The sequence below is a fragment of the Azohydromonas lata genome (assembly GCF_034427735.1).
Classification (GTDB): Bacteria; Pseudomonadota; Gammaproteobacteria; order Burkholderiales; family Burkholderiaceae_C; genus Azohydromonas; species Azohydromonas lata.
The window spans coordinates 16,462-35,405 of sequence record NZ_JAXOJX010000010.1 but is presented as its reverse complement, the minus strand read 5'-3'; the positions used below and the strand labels follow the sequence as shown (position 1 = coordinate 35,405).

The 18,944-nt window shown below is 70.3% G+C and carries 17 protein-coding genes; 14 read left to right on the top strand and 3 right to left on the bottom strand.

Annotated elements, in window-relative coordinates; genetic code table 11:
• Positions 1 to 8: 8 nt before the first annotated feature.
• Positions 9 to 1,379 carry a metalloprotease PmbA gene (pmbA, locus tag SM757_RS08470; RefSeq protein ID WP_322465111.1) on the bottom strand — a complete coding sequence of 457 codons (1,371 nt, stop codon included), beginning with the start codon at positions 1,377 to 1,379 and terminating at the stop codon, positions 9 to 11.
• Positions 1,380 to 1,444: 65 nt separating this feature from the next.
• On the opposite strand from pmbA, the gene yjgA reads away from it, so the two are divergent.
• Together yjgA and mog are read left to right on the top strand one after the other, a co-directional pair.
• On the top strand, positions 1,445 to 1,978 hold the full coding sequence (gene yjgA, locus SM757_RS08465) for a ribosome biogenesis factor YjgA (RefSeq protein ID WP_322465110.1): 534 nt from the start codon (positions 1,445 to 1,447) through the stop codon (positions 1,976 to 1,978).
• The gene (gene mog / locus SM757_RS08460; RefSeq protein ID WP_322465109.1) at positions 1,971 to 2,591 is read left to right on the top strand and encodes a molybdopterin adenylyltransferase; all 621 of its coding nucleotides are present in this window, start codon (positions 1,971 to 1,973) and stop codon (positions 2,589 to 2,591) included. The genes yjgA and mog overlap by 8 nt, the downstream gene beginning before the upstream one ends.
• A 69-nt stretch (positions 2,592 to 2,660) precedes the next feature.
• Here mog and cysE read toward each other — a convergent pair whose 3' ends face one another.
• The gene (cysE, locus tag SM757_RS08455) at positions 2,661 to 3,437 is read right to left on the bottom strand and encodes a serine O-acetyltransferase (protein WP_066333452.1); all 777 of its coding nucleotides are present in this window, start codon (positions 3,435 to 3,437) and stop codon (positions 2,661 to 2,663) included.
• Between the two features lie 101 nt (positions 3,438 to 3,538).
• On the bottom strand, positions 3,539 to 4,375 hold the full coding sequence (locus SM757_RS08450; RefSeq protein ID WP_322465108.1) for an RNA methyltransferase: 837 nt from the start codon (positions 4,373 to 4,375) through the stop codon (positions 3,539 to 3,541).
• A gap of 137 nt (positions 4,376 to 4,512) precedes the next feature.
• Here SM757_RS08450 and SM757_RS08445 point away from each other — a divergent pair, with 137 nt between their 5' ends.
• From SM757_RS08445 to SM757_RS08390, 12 genes are all read left to right on the top strand, one after another.
• Positions 4,513 to 5,535, top strand: a complete 1,023-nt coding sequence (locus SM757_RS08445) for an inositol monophosphatase family protein (protein WP_322465107.1) — start codon at positions 4,513 to 4,515, stop codon at positions 5,533 to 5,535.
• 27 nt (positions 5,536 to 5,562) lie between these two features.
• Positions 5,563 to 8,154 carry a DNA mismatch repair protein MutS gene (gene mutS, locus SM757_RS08440; RefSeq protein ID WP_322465106.1) on the top strand — a complete coding sequence of 864 codons (2,592 nt, stop codon included), beginning with the start codon at positions 5,563 to 5,565 and terminating at the stop codon, positions 8,152 to 8,154.
• Complete coding sequence (locus SM757_RS08435; RefSeq protein ID WP_066333462.1) at positions 8,151 to 8,984, top strand: proteasome-type protease; 834 nt, start codon at positions 8,151 to 8,153, stop codon at positions 8,982 to 8,984. The genes mutS and SM757_RS08435 overlap by 4 nt, the downstream gene beginning before the upstream one ends.
• Positions 8,981 to 9,808, top strand: a complete 828-nt coding sequence (locus tag SM757_RS08430) for an alpha/beta hydrolase (RefSeq protein WP_066333465.1) — start codon at positions 8,981 to 8,983, stop codon at positions 9,806 to 9,808. The genes SM757_RS08435 and SM757_RS08430 overlap by 4 nt, the downstream gene beginning before the upstream one ends.
• Before the next feature lie 112 nt (positions 9,809 to 9,920).
• Complete coding sequence (locus SM757_RS08425) at positions 9,921 to 11,582, top strand: CTP synthase (RefSeq protein WP_322465105.1); 1,662 nt, start codon at positions 9,921 to 9,923, stop codon at positions 11,580 to 11,582.
• Between the two features lie 11 nt (positions 11,583 to 11,593).
• The gene (gene kdsA / locus SM757_RS08420; RefSeq protein WP_066333472.1) at positions 11,594 to 12,451 is read left to right on the top strand and encodes a 3-deoxy-8-phosphooctulonate synthase; all 858 of its coding nucleotides are present in this window, start codon (positions 11,594 to 11,596) and stop codon (positions 12,449 to 12,451) included.
• A gap of 40 nt (positions 12,452 to 12,491) precedes the next feature.
• Positions 12,492 to 12,782: a DUF1330 domain-containing protein gene (locus tag SM757_RS08415; protein ID WP_066333475.1), complete on the top strand. Its 291-nt coding sequence runs from the start codon at positions 12,492 to 12,494 to the stop codon at positions 12,780 to 12,782.
• 106 nt (positions 12,783 to 12,888) lie between these two features.
• Positions 12,889 to 14,175 (top strand): phosphopyruvate hydratase, encoded by a 1,287-nt coding sequence (gene eno / locus SM757_RS08410; protein WP_066333482.1) that lies wholly within the window; start codon positions 12,889 to 12,891, stop codon positions 14,173 to 14,175.
• 73 nt (positions 14,176 to 14,248) lie between these two features.
• A complete protein-coding gene (locus SM757_RS08405) occupies positions 14,249 to 14,527 on the top strand; it encodes a septum formation initiator family protein (RefSeq protein WP_066333484.1) in 279 nt (92 codons plus the stop codon).
• Between the two features lie 25 nt (positions 14,528 to 14,552).
• Positions 14,553 to 15,182, top strand: coding sequence for a nicotinamide riboside transporter PnuC (pnuC, locus tag SM757_RS08400; protein ID WP_066333488.1), 630 nt, complete (start codon positions 14,553 to 14,555; stop codon positions 15,180 to 15,182).
• 31 nt (positions 15,183 to 15,213) lie between these two features.
• Entirely contained in the window at positions 15,214 to 15,900 is a 687-nt protein-coding gene (locus tag SM757_RS08395) for an ATP-binding protein (protein WP_322465104.1), read from the top strand.
• A gap of 251 nt (positions 15,901 to 16,151) precedes the next feature.
• Positions 16,152 to 18,935, top strand: a complete 2,784-nt coding sequence (locus tag SM757_RS08390) for a type VI secretion system Vgr family protein (protein WP_322465103.1) — start codon at positions 16,152 to 16,154, stop codon at positions 18,933 to 18,935.
• The last annotated feature ends 9 nt before the right edge of the window (positions 18,936 to 18,944 follow it).

Genomic DNA, 18,944 nt, shown 5'->3' with positions numbered 1-18,944 from the left:
GCCCGGGCTTACAGGCCGGCGACCTTCATGCGTTCCAGCAGCACGGAGCCGGTGGTCTTGCTGCCCATGGTGAACTCGTCGGCGCCCACGGCCACGATCTGCTTGAGCATCTCGCCCAAGTTGCCGGCGATGGTGATTTCCTGCACCGGGTGGACGATGCGCCCGTTTTCGACCCAGAAGCCGGTGGCGCCGCGGGAGTAGTCGCCGGTGACGAAGTTGACGCCCTGCCCCATGAGCTCGATGACGAACAGGCCGCGACCGAGCTTGCGCAGCATCTCCTCCAGGTTGTCGCCGGGCTGGGTGAGGCGGCTGGTCAGGTGCAGGTTCTGCGAGCCGCCGGCGTGGCCGGTGGTGCGCATGCCCAGCTTGCGGGCGGAGTAGCTGGAGAGGAAGTAGCCCTGCGTCACGCCGGCCTCGACCACCTTGCGCTGGCGCGTGGCCACGCCCTCGTCGTCGAACGGGGCGCTGCCCTTGCCGCGCAGGATGTGCGGGTCCTCGACCAAGTCCAGGTGATCGGCCAGGGTCTGCTTACCCAGGCTGTCGTGCAGGAAGGTGGCCTTGCGGTAGAGCGCGCCGCCGCTGGTGGCCTGCACGTAGCCGCCGATCAGGCCGGCCGCCAGCGTGGACTCGAACAGCACCGGCACCTCGCAGGTGGCGATCTTCTTGGCCTTCAGGCGCGAGAGCGCGCGCTCGGCGGCGTAGCGGCCCACGGCCTCGGGGCTGGCCATCTCGTCGGCATGGCGCATGGAGGTGTACCAGTGGTCGCGCTGCATGTCGTTGCCGCGCCCGGCGATGGGCGCGACCGACAGCGAGTGGCGCGAGCTGGCGTAGCCGCCCTTGAAGCCGCGGGTGTTGGCCGAGAGGAAGTGCGCCTGCTGCGCGGAGACGCCGGCGCCTTCGGAGTTGGTGATGCGGCGGTCCACGTCGAAGGCGGCCTGCTCGCAGCGGCGGGCCAGCTCGGCGGCGCCCTCGGCGTCGATGTCCCAGGGGTGGAAGAGGTCGAGGTCGCACGCGGCATCCGCGGGCGAGACGATGTCCTGCTCGTCGGGCAAGCCGGCGGCCGGGTCTTCGGCGGTGAAGCGGGCGATGTCGTAGGCCGCGCGCACGGTCTGCTCCAGCGCGGCGGGCGAGAAGTCGGAGGTGGAGGCGTTGCCACGGCGCTGGCCGATGTAGACGCTGATGCCCACCGACTTGTCGCGGTTGCGCTCCACGTTCTCCAGCTCGCCCTTGCGCACCGACACCGACAGGCCCACGCCCTCGGACACCTCAACGCCCGCGTCGCTGGCCCCCAGTTTCTTGGCAAGCGCCAGGGCGTCATCGACGATCTGCTCGAACTGCTCTCGCGTGTAGGCAAAAACCGGGGCGTTGGAACGGGTCATGTGGGAGATGCTTCGCGGGTGTGAAGAAGGGCCGCGGCTATCATACCCAGCGCATTTGAATCGCCATGTCCATCCCTGAATCCGATTTCCTGCCCGATGAGGGTGGGGCCGAAAGGCCCAGCAAGTCCGCCCTCAAGCGTGAGGCCCATGAACTGCAGAAGCTGGGGCAAGAGCTGATCGAGCTCCCCGACACCCGGCTGGCCGCCATTCCCATGGAGGAAGGGCTGCTCATTGCGCTGAAGGCGCTGAAGAAGACCAAGTCTCACGAGGGCCGGCGCCGCCAGCTCCAGTACGTGGGCAAGCTCATGCGCTCGGCTGACGTGGAGCCGCTGCGCGAAGCCGTCGCGGCCTTCAAGCTCGGCCACGCGCTGGACGCGGTGAAGCTGCACCGCGCCGAGCGCTGGCGCGAGGAGCTGGGCACCGACGGCGACGCCGTCACGCGCTGGATGCAGGCGCATCCGGACAGCGACGTGCAGCGCCTGCGCAGCCTCATCCGCGCCGCGCAAAAGGATGCCGCCGCGGCCCCCGAGCAGCGCCACGGCCGCGCCTGGCGCGAGCTGTTCCAGTTCATCAAGGCGGAGCTGCGCGACGATGAGTGACGACACCACCACCTCTGACGCTGCCAACGGCTTCGACCCGGTGCGCATCGGCCTGGTCTCCATCAGCGACCGCGCCAGCGCGGGCGTGTATCAAGACCAGGGCCTGCCCGCGCTGCGCGAGTGGCTCACCAAGGCGCTGCGCAACCCGGTGGCGTGGGTGGAGCGGCTGATACCGGACGAGCAGGACGGCATCAGCGCCACGCTGCGCGCGCTGGTGGACGACGAGCACTGCGACCTGGTGCTGACCACCGGCGGCACCGGCCCCGCGCCGCGCGACGTGACGCCGGAAGCCACGCTGGCCGTGGCCGACAAGGAAATGCCGGGCTTTGGCGAGCAGATGCGCCAGATCAGCCTGCGCTTCGTCCCCACGGCCATCCTCTCGCGCCAGGTGGCGGTGATCCGCGGCAAGGCGCTGGTGATCAACCTGCCGGGCCAGCCCAAGGCCATCGCCGAGACGCTGGAGGGTCTGCCCAACGCCACGCCCCCGGCGCCCGGCATCTTCGCGGCCGTGCCCTACTGCGTGGACCTGATAGGCGGGCCGTACATCGAGACGGACGCGGCGGTGTGCAAGGCGTTCCGGCCGAAGTCGGCGATCAGGGCGCCCAAGAGCTGAGCGTCGCGGCAATTCAGAAACACGAACGGCGCCCAATGGGCGCCGTTTTCGTTGCAGGGCTCGCCGCGCTTACTTCACCAGCCGGTTCAGCCGCTCCGCGTCGAAGCTCTCGGTCGTGTGCGCATCCGCCGGCAGCTCCTCCGCCGGCAGCTCCCGCGCGCGCGCAGAGAGCTTTTCAATCGCCTGCCACAGCAGCGCGATCTGGTGCTCGTGGCTGGAGGCGTTGTCGATCAGCCCCTTCATGGCCTGCGCCACCGGGTCGTCGCCCTGCGTGACGCCGTAGGCCGAGAAGCCCATGCGGGCGGCGGCGGCCTCGCGCACGGCCTCGGCATCGGCCTGAATCACCCGCGCCGGGTTGCCCACCGCGGTCGCCCCCGGCGGCACGGGCTTCACCACCACGGCGCCGGAGCCGATGCGCGCCCCCGCCCCCACCGTGAAGCCGCCCAGCACCTGCGAGTTGGCGCCCACGATCACGCCCGCCTCCAGCGTCGGGTGGCGCTTGGCGCCGCGCGTGAGCGAGGTACCGCCCAGCGTCACGCCCTGGTAGATGGTGCAGCCGTCGCCGATCTCGGCCGTCTCGCCGATCACGACGCCCATGCCGTGGTCGATGAACACCCGCCGGCCGATCTTGGCGCCGGGGTGGATCTCGATGCCGGTGAAGAAGCGCCCCAGGTGCGAGATGAAGCGGCCCAGCCAGCGCAGCTCCCGCTGCCAGCACCAGTGCGAGGCCTGGTGAAAGATCAGCGCATGCACGCCCGGATAACAGGTGAGCACCTCCCAGTTGGAGCGCGCGGCCGGGTCGCGCTCGCGGATGCAGGAGATGGTTTCACGCAATCGGCTGAACATGGTCTTGATTTCCCGGACAAGGGTTCAGAAGTGTAGGCAACCCGGGCGAACCCTGTTGCGGGAACGGCGGCACGAAAACTGCAGAAAAGTGCCGCTTCGTTTCAGCGCTTGGGCCCGCGCGCGGCGCGCTGCACGGCGCGCGCCATGCCGCGCAGGATGTGGATTTCCTCTGCCGTGGGCTGCGCGCGGTTGATGAGCTGCTGCAGCCGCGGCAGCAGTTTTTTCGGCGCGGCCGGGTCCAGGAAACCGATCTCCACCAGCATCTCGCGCCAGTGCTCCAGCGCGCCCTGCACGGCCACGCCGTCGGCCAGCTGCGCGTCCGGCACGCGCGGCACCACGCCGAAGCCGCCCAACGCCTGGCGCCAGTCGTAGGCCACGAGCTGCACGGCCTGCGAGAGGTTGAGCGAGCCGTAGTCGGGGTGCGTGGGCACGGAGAGGCAAGCGTGGCAGCGGTAGACGTCCTCGTTGCTCATGCCGTAGCGCTCGCTGCCGAAGACGAAGGCCACGCGGTGCGGCCCGGCGGCCAGGCTCGGCAACAGCTCGCGCGGGGCGAAGGTGGGCGGGCCGAAGTCGCGCGGCGTCATGGCCGTGGCGCAGGCGTAGCTGATGCCTTCGAGCGCCGCGGGCAGCGAGTCCACGATGCGCGCGCGCGCCAGGATGTCGGCCGCGCCGCTGGCCAGGGCCACCGTCTCCTCGCGGCACAGCACGTCCGCGAAGCGCGGCTGCACGAGCACCAGGTCGCTGAAGCCCATCACCTTCATGGCGCGCGCCGCCGCGCCCACGTTGCCCGGATGGCTGGTGTTGAGCAGGACGAAGCGCGTGCCTTCGCCAGCGGCGGCCTGCGGCGTGGCGGGCGTCACGCCCGGGGCGGTTTCCGTGCCGGGTTGAGCGGCATCCGCATTGGGCGTGGGGCTTGCTGGCACTTCTGAGGCGGGCATCGGCTTTAGAATCAAGGGTTTTGCGCAGCACGAATTGTCGCTGCACGCTCTTTCCTCATCGCCGCCGCAGTGTCCCTAAGCGCCCCCACGCAGCCTTGCGCGCGCGCATCAACCGTCTTACCCCTCAAGGTCCGCCCATGTCCCAAGCGCTTCATCCCATGCTCAACATCGCCATCAAGGCGGCTCGCGCGGCGGGGGCGATCATCAACCGGGCCTCGCTGGACCTGGACATCCTGCGCATCAACACCAAGGGCCCCAACGACTTCGTGAGCGAAGTGGACCAGGCGGCCGAGCAAGTGATCATCGAGACGCTGCTGCAGGCCTACCCCGGCCACGGCATCCTGGCCGAGGAGTCCGGCCGCGAGCATGGCGCGCGCAACAGCGAGTACGTCTGGATCATCGACCCGCTGGACGGCACCACCAACTTCATCCACGGCTTCCCGGTCTACGCCGTCTCCATCGCGCTGGCGCACCGCGGCGTGGTGCAGCAGGCCGTGGTGTACGACCCCTCGCGCAACGACCTGTTCTACGCCACGCGCGGCCGCGGCGCCTTCTTGAATGACCGCCGCCTGCGCGTGTCCAAGCGCACCCGCCTGCAGGACGCGCTCATCGGCACCGGCTTCCCCTTCCGCCGCGGCGACAACTTCAAGCGCTACATGAAGATGTTCGAGGAGGTCATGCAGCAGTGCGCCGGCCTGCGCCGCCCCGGCGCCGCCGCCCTGGACCTGTGCTACGTGGCCGCGGGCTACTACGACGGCTTCTTCGAGACGGGCCTGAACCCCTGGGACATCGCCGCGGGCTCGCTCATCATCACCGAGGCCGGCGGCCTGATCGGCAACTTCACCGGCGAGAGCGACTACCTCTACCAGCGCGAAGTCGTGGCCGGCAGCCCGCGCATCTACGGCCAGCTGGTGCAGATCCTCTCGCCCTACAGCCGCGTCATCAAGGCCGACGAGGCCGAGGGCGCCGCCGCGGAAGCCGGTGCGCAGGCCACGCCGGAGCAGGCCCTGGCCGACAGCCTCAAGGCCGAGGCGCCCGCCGAAGCGCCCGCGCCCAAGAAGGGCCCGGTGCGCATCCGCAAGGGCGAGGCCGCCGCGTCCAGCACGGGCACGGACACCGTGAACCAGCCCACGCCGCCCGCCGAAGACGCCCCCTTCTGACCTGAAAGCCGAAAGCGCCCCGCCCCCATGGCCCTGGACGAGAAAGCCCTCGCCGCGCACACGCCGGTGATGCAGCAGTACCTGCGCATCAAGGCGGACTTCCCCGACGCCCTCGTGCTCTTTCGCATGGGGGATTTCTACGAGGTGTTCTTCGACGACGCCCGCCGCGCCAACCGGCTGCTGGACGTCACGCTGACCACGCGCGGCCAGAGTGCCGGCGAGCCCGTGCTCATGGCCGGCGTGCCCGTGCACGCGCTGGAGAGCTACCTGGGCAAGCTCATCCGCCTGGGCGAGGCCGTGGCCATCGCCGAGCAGGTGGGCGACGTCAACGCCAAGGGCCCGGTGGAGCGCAAGGTGGTGCGCGTGGTCACGCCCGGCACCATCACCGACACCGAGCTGCTCAACGAGCGCCAGGACACGCTGCTGCTGGCCGCGCACAACAAGGGCAAGGTCTGGGGCCTGGCCTGGCTGAGCCTGTCCACCGCGCAACTGGGCATGACGGAGTGCAGCGAGCGCGAGCTGCCGGCCTGGCTGGCCCGCCTGGCGCCGGCCGAGATCCTGCACGGCGAGACGGGCGAGCCCTCTCCCATGCTGGCCGCGGCTTGCGCCGCCCTCACCCGGCGCCCGGCCTGGCAGTTCGACGGCCCCGGCGGCCAGCGCAAGCTGTGCGCGCAGCTCCAGGTGGCCAGCCTGCAGGCCTTCAAGGCCCAGGACTTGAGCGTCGGCCACGCCGCCGCCTGCGCGCTGCTGGCCTACGCCGAGCACACGCAGGGCCAGGCGCTGTCGCACGTGGCCACGCTGCGCGTGGAGCGCGCCGACGAGCTGCTGGACCTGCCCCCGGCCACGCAGCGCAACCTGGAGCTGACGCAGACGCTGCGCGGCGACAGCGGCCCCACCCTGCTGTCGCTGCTGGACGGCTGCCGCAGCGGCATGGGCAGCCGGCTGCTGCGCCAGTGGCTCACGCAGCCCCCGCGCGCCCGCGACGCGGCCAAGAAGCGCCACGAGGCCATAGGCCAGTTCCACCAGCAGGGCTTCGAGCCGCTGCGCGAGCAACTGCGCCAGATCAGCGACGTGGAGCGCATCGCCTCGCGCATCGCGCTGCGCCAGGTGCGCCCGCGCGAGCTGGCGGGCCTGCGCGAGACGCTGCTGACGCTGCCCGCGCTGGAAGCCACCGTGCCCGAAGGCGCGCCGCTGCTGCTCGTGCTCAAGGCCGCGCTGTTGCCCCCGCCGGAGATCGGCCAGCTGCTGCAGCGCACGCTGCTGGCCGAGCCCGCGGCGCTGCTGCGCGACGGCGGCGTGATCGCCCCCGGGCTGGATGCCGACCTCGACGAGCTGCGCGGCATCAACGAGCACTGCGACGCCTACCTGCTCGCGCTGGAGACCCGCGAGCGCGAGCGCACGGGCATCTCCAACCTGCGCGTGCAGTACAACAAGGTCCACGGCTTCTACATCGAGGTCACCACCGGCCAGCTCGGCCGCGTGCCCGACGACTACCGCCGCCGCCAGACCCTCAAGAACGCCGAGCGTTTCATTACGCCGGAGCTCAAGGCCTTCGAGGACAAGGCGCTGTCGGCGCAGGAGCGCGCGCTGGCGCGGGAAAAGTGGCTCTATGAACAGCTGCTGGACCAGTTGCAGCCGCACCTTCCGGTGCTGCTGGAGCTGGCGCGGGCGCTGGCCGCGCTGGACGTGCTGTCCACGCTGGCCGAGCGCGCGGCCACGCTCGACTGGTGCCGGCCGCAGTTCGTCCCGCAGCCCTGCATAGACATCGAGGCCGGCCGCCACCCGGTGGTGGAGTCGCGCCTGGCCGAGACCGGCGGCGCCGCCTTCATCGCCAACCACTGCCGGCTGGACGCGCGCACGCGCATGCTCGTGATCACCGGCCCCAACATGGGCGGCAAGAGCACCTACATGCGCCAGGTGGCGCTCATCGCCCTCATGGCCGCCATGGGCAGCTACGTGCCGGCCAAGAGCTGCCGCCTGGGGCCCATGGACGCCATCCACACGCGCATCGGCGCGGCCGACGACCTGGCCAACGCGCAGTCCACCTTCATGCTGGAGATGACGGAGGCGGCGGCCATCGTCCACAGCGCCACCGAGCACAGCCTGGTGCTCATGGACGAGATCGGCCGCGGCACCTCCACCTTCGACGGCCTGGCCCTGGCCGGCGCCATCGCCAGCCACCTGCACGACCGCAACCGCGCCTTCACGCTGTTCGCCACGCACTACTTCGAGCTGACAGCCTTCCCGGAAAAGCACCCGCAGGCCATCAACGTGCACGTGAGCGCGGTGGAAAGCGGCGCGCACGACATCGTTTTCCTGCACGAGATACAGAGCGGCCCGGCGAGCCGCAGCTACGGCGTGCAGGTGGCGCGGCTGGCAGGCATGCCGGCCTCGCTCATCCGCCAGGCCCGCGCGACGCTGGAGGCGCTGGAAGCGCAGCAGCGCCAGGGCGAGCAGCAGGTGGACCTTTTTGCCGCGCCGCCCGCGGCCCCCGAGCAGGTGTGCGAGCCCTCGGCGCTGGAGGAGGCGCTGGCGGGCATCAACCCTGACACCCTCACACCACGCGAGGCGTTGGACGCGCTCTACCGCCTGAAAAATCTCATAGCGGAGGCGACATGACCTACTGCATCGGCATCCGGCTCGACGCCGGCCTCGTTTTCCTCTCCGACTCGCGCACCAACGCGGGCATGGACCAGATCAGCACCTTCCGCAAGATGATGGTGTATGAGCGCCCCGGCGACCGCTTCATGGCGCTGCTGTCCGCGGGCAACCTGAGCATCTCGCAGTCGGTGCGCGAGCTGCTGCAGGTCGAGCGCATAGAGGGCGCGCCGGGCGAGCCGCCCATCACCATCTGGAACGCGCGCAGCATGTTCGACGCCGTGCGCGTGCTCAGCGCCTCGGTGCGCCGCGTCTACGAGCAGGACGGCCACGCGCTCAAGCGCCACGGCATCGACTTCAACACCGCGCTGATCTTCGGTGGCCAGATCGGCCGCGAGCCCATGCGCATGTTCCTCGTCTACTCCGAGGGCAACTTCATCGAGGCCACGCGCGAGACGCCCTACTTCCAGATCGGCGAGAGCAAGTACGGCAAGCCCGTGCTGGACCGCCTCATCAACCCGCGCACCTCGCTGGACGTGGCCGCCAAGTGCGCGCTGGTGAGCATGGACTCCACGCTCAAGTCCAACCTCTCCGTGGGCCTGCCGCTGGACCTGCTGGTCTACCGCGCCGGCGAGCTGCGCGCGGACAGCATGATCTGCATCGACGAGTTCAACCCCTACTTCCAGATGGTGCGCAGCACCTGGGGGCAGCGGCTGCGCGAGGTGTTCGACGCCATGGACAACCCGCGCTGGGACGGCGGCGACAGCGCCCACCCGCTGCTGGCGAGCTCCGAGCGCTTCGAGCCGCTGACCAAGATCGTCAGCCCCGACACGCGGCTGGCCGCGGGATGAGCCCCGGCGACGCGCCAGCCACTGCCGCCGCGCCGCGCTGCATCGTCTTCGCCCACGGCAACGGCTTTCCGGCCGGCACCTACGCGCGGCTGTTCGAGGCCTGGCGCGCCGCGGGCTACGAGGTGCTGGCGCCGCACAAGGTCGGCCACGACCCGCGCTTCCCCGTGGGCGACGGCTGGGGGCGGCTGCGCGACGAGCTGGCGCACTTCATCGAGCGCCACGCCACGGCGCCGGTGTTCCTGGTGGGCCACTCCTTGGGCGGGCTGCTGTGCCTCAAGACCGCGGCGCGGCGCCCGCAGCTCGCGCGCGGCGTGGTGGTGCTGGACTCGCCCATCGTCACCGGCTGGCGCGCGCACGCCGTGCACCTGGCCAAGGCCACGGGGCTGATGCCGCGCCTCTCGCCCGGGCGCATCTCCAGCCGCCGCCGGCGCGAGTGGCCCACGCGCGAGGCCGTGGCGCAGCACTTCGCCAACAAGTCGGTGTTCGCGCGCTGGGACCCGCGGGTGCTGGCCGATTACGTGCAGGCCGGCTTCGAGGAGCGCGAGGGCCGCGTGCACCTGGCCTTCGAACCCGCGGTGGAAACGCGCATCTACGACACGCTGCCCCACGACATGGCGCGCACGCTGCGCCGCCATGCGCTGCAGTGCCCGCTGGGCTTCATCGCCGGCACGCAGTCCGAGGAAATGCGCCGCGGCGGCATGGATCTGGCCAAGCGCCTGGCCGGCGAGCGCTTTCGCAGCATCGAGGGCACGCACCTCTATCCCATGGAAAGCCCCGCGCCGACAGCGGCACTCGTCCTCGAGTTGCTGGCCGCCATGTCCTGAGCCCAGCCCGGGTCGTCAGGGAGGGGCCAAACGCGGCCCGTATAATCGCGCTTTACCACCAAGGCATCCGTGCGCCTGGCACCCAGGCTGCGTAGAAGCGGATGCGCGCTCCATGACCAAGTTCGTCTTCGTCACCGGCGGTGTGGTGTCCTCGCTGGGCAAGGGCATCGCGTCGGCGTCCCTGGCCGCGATCCTCGAATCGCGCGGCCTCAAGGTCACCCTCATCAAGCTGGACCCCTACATCAACGTCGATCCCGGCACGATGTCGCCTTTCCAGCACGGCGAGGTGTTCGTCACCGACGACGGCGCTGAGACCGACCTCGACCTCGGCCACTATGAGCGCTTCATCACCACGCGGATGAAGCGCAGCAACAACTTCACCACCGGCCAGATCTACAAGTCGGTGCTGGAGAAGGAGCGCCGCGGCGACTACCTCGGCAAGACCGTCCAGGTCATTCCGCACATCACCAACGAGATCCAGGATTTCATCAAGCGCGGCGCGGGCTACGGCACGGCCGACGCGGTGGACGTGGCCATCGTGGAGATCGGCGGCACGGTGGGCGACATCGAGTCGCTGCCCTTCCTGGAGGCCACGCGCCAGATGAGCCTGCGCATGGGCGCGGCCAACACCGCCTTCGTCCATCTCACCTACGTGCCCTGGATAGGCGCCGCGGGCGAGCTCAAGACCAAGCCCACGCAGCACACGGTGCAAAAGCTGCGCGAGATCGGCATCCAGCCCGACGCGCTGCTGTGCCGCGCGGACCGCCGCATCCCGGATGACGAGCGCGACAAGATCTCGCTGTTCACCAACGTGCAGGAAGCCGGCGTCATCTCCATGTGGGACGTGGACACCATCTACAAGGTGCCGCGCATGCTGCACGAGCAGCAGCTCGACGAGCTCATCTGCATGAAGCTGCAGCTGCTCACGCGCCCGGCCGACCTGCGCCGCTGGGACCGCCTCGTCTACGAGGTGGCCAACCCGAAGCAGGAGATCACCATCGCCATGTGCGGCAAGTACACCGACCTGTCGGACTCGTACAAGTCGCTCAACGAGGCGCTGCGCCACGCCGGCATCCACAACCATGCCCGCGTGAACATCGAGTACGTGGACTCCGAGCAGCTCACGCCGGAGAACGTGGACAGCCTGGCGCAGTTCGACGCCATCCTGGTGCCCGGCGGCTTCGGCAAGCGCGGCGTGGAAGGCAAGATCCTGGCCGCGCAGTACGCCCGCGAGCACAAGATCCCGTACCTGGGCATCTGCCTGGGCATGCAGGTGGCGACCATCGAAGTGGCGCGCCACCTCGCGGGCCTGGCCGGCGCCAACAGCACCGAGTTCGAGCCCAACACGCCGCACCCGGTCATCGCCCTCATCGACGAGTGGCAGGAAGCCGACGGCACCATCCAGAAGCGCACGGCGGCTTCCGACCTGGGCGGCACCATGCGCCTCGGGGCGCAAAGCTCGGACGTCAAGCCCGGCACCATCGCCCACCGCATCTACGGCGACGTCGTCACCGAGCGCCACCGCCACCGCTACGAGGCCAACGAGCACTACCTCGACAAGCTGCGCCAGGCCGGGCTGGTGATCTCGGCCATCACGCAGCGCGAGAAGCTCACCGAGATGGTCGAGCTGCCGCAGGAGGCGCACCCCTGGTTCGTCGGCGTGCAGTTCCACCCCGAGTTCAAGAGCACGCCCTGGGACGGGCACCCGCTGTTCATCGGCTACGTCAAGGCGGCACTGGAACACCACGCGCGCACCCACGAGGCCGCGCGCTGAAGGAGACCCGCATGAAGCTGTGCGGATTCGACGTCGGACTCGACAAGCCCTTCTTCCTCATCGCCGGCCCCTGCGTGGTCGAGAGCGAGGCGCTGCAGCTTGAGGTGGCCGGCCGGCTGCAGGAGATGACCCGCGAGCTGGGCATCCCCTTCATCTTCAAGAGCAGCTACGACAAGGCCAACCGCTCCAGCGGGACGAGCTTCCGCGGCCCCGGCATGGACAAGGGCCTGGAAATCCTGGCCTCGGTGCGCAAGCAACTGAACGTGCCCGTGCTCACCGACGTGCATGCGCAAGCCGAGGTCGAGCGCGTGGCCGCCGTGGTGGACGTGCTGCAAACCCCCGCCTTCCTCTGCCGCCAGACCGATTTCATCCGCGCCGTGGCCCAATCGGGCAAGCCGGTGAACATCAAGAAGGGGCAGTTCCTGGCACCGCACGACATGAAGAACGTCATCGACAAGGCCCGCGCCGCCGCGCGCGAAAAGGGCCTGGCCGACGACGTGTTCATGGCCTGCGAGCGCGGCGTGAGCTTCGGCTACAACAACCTCGTCTCGGACATGCGGTCGCTGGCGATCATGCGCGAGACGGGCGCGCCGGTCGTGTTCGACGCCACGCACTCCGTGCAACTGCCCGGCGGCCAGGGCACCAGCTCCGGCGGCCAGCGCGAGTTCGTCCCGGTGCTGGCCCGCGCGGCCGTGGCCGTGGGCGTGGCGGGCCTCTTCATGGAGACCCACCCCGACCCGGCCAAGGCCCTGTCCGACGGGCCCAACGCCGTGCCCCTGAAGCACATGCGTGCGTTGCTGGAGCAACTGCTGGCGCTGGACCGCGTCATCAAGGCCCAGCCCCTGCTGGAAAACGACTTCAGCTGCTGAGCCGGCTGCAGTCCAGGTAGTAGAGAACAGACCAGTCCCGATGAGCGCCTACATCATTGCCGACGTACAGATCACCGACGCCGAGAAAATGGCCCGCTACCGCGAGTGGAGCACCCGCGCGATGCAGGAGCATGGCGCGCAGGTGCTGGTGCGCGGCGGCGCCATCGAGGTGCTGGAAGGGCCCTGGTCGCCGGAGCGCATCGTGGTGCTGCGCTTCGACGATGCCGACAAGGCCCGCGCCTACTACAACAGCCAGACCTACACCCATGCACGCAGCCTGCGCGAAGGCGCGGGCGTGATGCGCATGATCCTGGTCGAAGGCGTCGCCTGACACGGCGCGTCCTCGGCTTCAAGCCCGCGCCGTCAACGCAACGTCGCGGCGGGCACGCAAGCCGTGCCCCATTTCCTACTAGCAACCCTACCGGAGAGATTGACCCATGAGTGCCATCGTCGACATCGTCGGACGCGAAGTTCTGGACAGCCGCGGCAACCCCACCGTGGAATGTGACGTGCTGCTGGAGTCCGGCACCATGGGCCGCGCCGCCGTCCCGTCGGGCGCCTCCACCGGCTCGCGCGAAGCCATCGAGCTGCGCGACGGCGACAAGTCGCGCTACCTGGGCAAGGGCGTGCTCAAGGCCGTGCAGCACGTCAACACCGAGATCTCCGAAGCCGTGCTGGGCCTGGACGCCTCCGAGCAGGCCTTCCTGGACAAGACGCTGATCGACCTGGACGGCACCGACAACAAGGGCCGCCTGGGCGCCAACGCCATGCTGGCCGTCTCCATGGCCGTGGCCCGCGCCGCCGCCGAGGAATCCGGCCTGCCCCTGTACCGCTACTTCGGCGGCATGGGCGCGGTGCAGATGCCCGTGCCGATGATGAACGTCATCAACGGCGGCGCGCACGCCAACAACAACCTCGACCTGCAGGAGATGATGATCATCCCCGTGGGCGCGCCCAGCTTCCGCGAGGCCGTGCGCTACGGCGCCGAGGTGTTCCACGCGCTCAAGAAGATCATCGACGCCAAGGGCATGAGCACCGCCGTGGGCGACGAAGGCGGCTTCGCTCCCAGCGTGGAAAGCCACGAGGCGGCGATCCAGCTGATCCTGGAAGCCATCGACAAGGCCGGCTACACCGCCGGCGAGCAGATCGCCATCGGCCTGGACTGCGCCGCCAGCGAGTTCTACAAGGACGGCCTGTACGTGCTCGAAGGCGAAGGCGGCCTGAAGCTGACCGCCGAGCAGTGGACCGACATGCTGGCCACCTGGTGCGACAAGTACCCCATCATCTCCATCGAGGACGGCATGGCCGAAGGCGACTGGGACGGCTGGAAGCACCTCACCGAGCGCCTGGGCAAGAACGTGCAGCTGGTGGGCGACGACCTGTTCGTCACCAACACCAAGATCCTGAAGGAAGGCATCGACAAGGGCATCGCCAACTCGATCCTCATCAAGATCAACCAGATCGGCACGCTCACCGAGACCTTCGCCGCCATCGAGATGGCCAAGCGCGCGGGCTACACCGCCGTGATCAGCCACCGCTCCGGCGAGACGGAAGACTCGACCATTGCCGACATCGCCGTGGCCACCAACGCCGGCCAGATCAAGACCGGCTCCATGAGCCGCAGCGACCGCATGGCCAAGTACAACCAGCTGCTGCGCATCGAGGAAGACCTGGGCGAGATCGCCGTCTACCCGGGCCGCGCCGCCTTCTACAACCTGCGCTGAAGAAGGCCAGGGCACGCCATGAACCCCTTGCTCCACCGCGCGGCGGGCATCCGCTGAACACCGGGAGGGCCGTATGCGACTGGTGACCCTCGTGCTGCTGGCCCTGCTGGGCCTGGTGCACTACGAGCTGTGGTCGAGCAAGGGAGGCGTGCACAACGTGCGCACGCTGCGTGCGCAACTGAACACGCAGCTCGAAACCAACGCGCAGGCGCGCCAGGTCAACGAGCGCATGGCCACCGAGGTGGCCGACCTGCGCGACGGGCTGGAGATGGTCGAGGAGCGTGCCCGTGGCGAGTTGGGCATGCTCAAGGCCGACGAAATCCTGGTGCAGCTCAACCCCATGCGCCACTGAGCGCGCGGGGCGAGCGGCAATCAAGATGCAGTGGCTGCAGGCGGCGGCGTTCACGCTGTGGGGCGCCGCGGTGAGCCGCGCGGAGGTGATCGCCTTCGCGCTGGCGCTGTGGATGGTGTTTTGCAACCTGCGCGTCAACCCGCTGGGCTGGCCGCTGGCCATGGCCAGCAGCGCGCTCTATGCGCTGCTGTTCGCCGACAGCCGCCTCTACGGCGAGGCGCTGCTTCAACTCGTCTTCATCGCCGCCGCCGGCTGGGGCTGGTGGCAGTGGCTGCGCGGCACGCAATCCGACGGCCACGCGCTGCAGGTGCGCCACCTGAGCCGCCGCGGCCTGGCGCTGCTGCTGGGTGCCACGCTCACGGCCTGGCCGCTGGCGGGCTGGTTGCTCGCGCGCACGACCGATTCCGACGTGCCCTGGGCCGACGCCTTCACCACCGTGGCCAGCTTGGCGGGCCAGTGGCTGCTGGGCCGCAAGTACGTGCAGAACTGGCCCACCTGGCTGCTGGTCAACGTGGCCAGCGTCGCCTTGTTCGCCTTCAAGGGGCTGTGGCTGACCGTCGTGCTCTACGCCGTGTTCGCCGTGCTCTCGGCCGTGGGCTGGCTGCGCTGGGCGCGCATGGCGCGCAGTCCGCAGGGTTTGGCTACGGCCGCATGACCGGCACCGACGCGCGTCCAAGCGCTCTTCCATGTCCGACACCCTCCCCGTCATCGCTGTCATAGGCGCCGAAAGCACCGGCAAGACCGTGCTGGCGCAGGTGCTGGCCGCGCGCCTGGAGCAGGACACGGGCCTGTCGGTGGCCTGGGTGTCGGAGGAACTGCGCGAGTGGTGCGAGCGCGAAGGCCGCACGCCGCGCCCCGAGGAGCAACTCGCCATCGCCCAGGCCCAGCAGCAGCGCCTGGAGGCGGCCGCCGCCGCGCACGACCTCGTGGTGGCCGACACCACGCCGCTGATGACGGCCGTCTACAGCGAATACCTCTTCAACGACCGCTCGCTGCACGCCATGGCGGCCGATTTCCAAAGCCGCTGCGCCGCCACGCTGTTGATGGCCCTTGATCTGCCCTGGATCGCCGACGGCCACCAGCGCGACGGCGCCCACGTGCGCGCGCCGGTGGACCGCCTGGTGCGCGGCCTGCTGCTGGCCAACGGCCTGTCCTGGTCCGTGGTGCATGGCGAGGGCGCGCAGCGGCTGGAAAACGCGCTGGACGCCCTGTCGCCTTGGCTGCGCACCCTGCCCGCGCCGCGCGCGGGCCTGTTCACGCGCCTGAGCGAGCGCGAAGCCGCGCAACCTGCCTGGCGCTGGCTGTGCGAGGACTGCGACGACCCGCAGTGCGAACACCTGCTGCGCGCCGGCAAGGTCCGGTTGCCGCGCTGAAACGCCTGAGCGCGCGGCGACGCCGCCATCCCTGTATCAGGGTGTTAGCCCCAATGCGCGGGGATGCGCCGCGCCCCACCATGGGCTCCAGCGCACCCGCCACAACCCAGCAGTCGCATCACCACCCAACACTGGCCGGGTGCCGTCCAGCGACAGGGAGGCGGCATGACAGGCCAACGGCGGCAGTGGGCGACCAGACGCGTCGCCGAAGCGGGTGCCATCCAACGCAGGTTTGACGACGCGCGGCGCCCATGAGCGCCCTGCCCCGGCCCCGCCTGCACGTTGCGGCGCTGATGGACCAGGAGCGCCGCCTCTACCGCCTGGAAGCCGAGGACGAGGCGCTGGCCACGCTGCGCGTCGAAGCCTGGGTAGCCGAGGAGGCGCTGGACGAGCCCGGCCGCCTGGAGATTTGCTGCCTCGCCGACGATCCGTGCCTGGACCTGGACGCCCTGCTGGGGCGGCCCGTCACGCTGGTGACGCTGCTGGCCGACGGCCGCGAGCACCGCCGCGGCGGGCTGGTGGACATGGCCATTGCCGAGGACTGCGACGGCGCCCTGGCCCGCTACCGCCTGGTCGTCCGCCCCTGGCCGTGGTTCCTGTGCATGAGCGCGCGCAGCCAGGCCTGGCAGGAGCGGCGCTGCGTGGAGATCGTGGACAGCCTACTCGCGCGCTACGCGGCCTGGGCGCGCTGGCGCTGGAGCCCGTGCGTGCACGAGCACCTGCAAGGCGCCCACGCGCAAGGCGTGCGGCCCTACACCGTGCAGTACCGCGAGACGGACCTGGACTTCATGTGCCGGCTGCTGGCCGAGGACGGCATCGGTTACCGGCTGCAGCACGGCGGCGCCGGCATGGAGCTGGTGTTCTTTGCCGACAGCCGGTTTTCGAGTCCGCAAGACTTGTCTTCGGCCCACGCGCCCATCGCCTTCCAGCACGCCGCCACGCGGGACGGCGCCGACACCCTGCAGCGCCTGGACGGCCACGCCCGCGCCGCGGCGGACACGCTCTCCACCCTGGGCTGGTGCGAGGCGTCCGGCCACGGCGTGGGCCTGCGCATGCCGCCGCCGGCACACCGCGGCGGGCCCCAGGCGCCCTCGCTGGAGAGTTACGACGGCCCCGGCGCCGCGGCCTTCGCCAGCCACGCCCAGGCCGAGCGCACGCTGCGTCTGGTGCACGAGGCGATGGACGCCCGGCGCACCGGGTGGCGCGGCCAGGGCGTGGTGCGCAGTTTCAGCGCCGGCACCACATTCCGGCTGGACGCGCCGCTGCACGACCTGGACAGCGGCGAGCCGCTGCGCGAGGCCTGCCTGCTGCTCACGCGCGTGCTGCACGTGGGCGTGAACAACCTGCCCGCGCAGCTCAGCCGCGCGCTGCTGAGCCGGCTGTGCCAGGAGCCGGTACTGCCCGCGATCCCCCCGGACCTGCTGGCGTGCGTCCGGGAGCGCGGCTACGCCAATGCCTTCGAGGCGATCCACGCCGACACGCCCTGGCGCCCGCTGCGCCCGGACGCGGACGGCCTGCGCACGTTCAGCAAACCCGACCCCGGCTTCCTGCTCGCCACCGTGGTGGGCCCCGACGGCAGCACCACGCCGCGCGGCGCGGACGAGGTGCACACCGACCGGCTGGGCCGGGTGCGCATCCGCTACGAGTTCCAGGACGGCGAGGACGCGGCTGAGGGCAGCAGCCTCTCCAGCTGCTGGGTGCGCGTGCAGCAGCCCCTGGCGGGCTCCGGCGGCCAGGGCGCCATGGGCGCGCAGTGGACGCCGCGCATCGGCCACGAAGTGCTCGTTCAATGCCTGAACGGCGACATCGACCAGCCCGTGGTGGTGTGTAGCCTCTACAGCGGCCGTGGCGAAGGCGGGGAGCTGCCCACGCCCGGCGGACGGGAGCACGCCGGCGCGAGGCCGCTGGGCGCGCCCTTTGGCCACAGCACGGACGCCCGCGCGAGCGCCCAAGGCAATCTCACCCGCGGCGCCAGCCCGGCGTGGCACGGGGCCAGCGCCCTTCCCGTGGAGCACGGCGGCCAGAACAACGCGGCGGCCCTCAGCGGGCACAAGACCAAGGAATTCGGCGGCGCAGGCTTCAACCAGCTCGTCCACGACGACACGCCCAGCCAGGAGCGGCTGCAGCTCGCCACCACCCAGCACGCCAGCCAGCTCAACCTGGGGCACCTGATTCACCAGGCCGACAACCACCGTGGCAGTTTCAGAGGCCTGGGCTTCGAAGCCCGCACGGACGCCTACGGCGCACTGCGCGCCGCCTGCGGCGTGCTGCTGTCCACCTACCTTGCCGACTGGAGCGTCCCGGCCATGGAAGACGCGGCCGGCCTGGCCGTCGCCAGGCAGTTCCAGGCACTGGCGCAAGCGCTGAACGAGGCGGCGCGGGCGCACCAGACGGTGGCGCTGTCCGGGGTGCAGGACGTGCACACGTCACCGATTCCCGTCTGGCTGGCCCAAGCCGAGGCGCAGGCCCAGGCGACGCCGGCCAACGCCCCGGTGGTGACCCTCAGCGCCCGCGCCGGTGTGGCGGTGGCGGCAGCGCGGGACGTGGCCGTGACGGCCGGCGAGAACGCGCACCTCTCCAGCGGCGCCGCACTGGACGTGGCGGCCGGCGGCGCGGCGCGCGTGCACGCCGGCCAGGCCATAGGCGTGCTGGGCGGCGCGATGAAGCCCGGCGGCGAGGCGGCCGGCACGGGGCTGACCTTGATTGCCGGCGCGGGCGATATGGACCTGCAGGCCCAGGACGGGCCGATGCAAATTGCGGCGCTGCGCGACGTGACCTTCCAAACCGTGAATGGCGCCATCGACTGGGCGGCGGCCAAACGCATCGTGATTTCGACGGCGGGCGGGGCGGGGTTGATATTGGAAGGCGGCAATGTGGAATTCGTGGCGCCGGGGACGTTGACGATGCGGGCGGGGAAAAGAAGTTTTATCGGACCGTCGAGATACCAATATTCCATGCCGGTGCTTCCCCAACAGATATGCGTCCAATGTCTATTCAAAGCACGGGCTAGCGGCGCGCCATTTGTGTTGCGTTGAAGAAGGGTC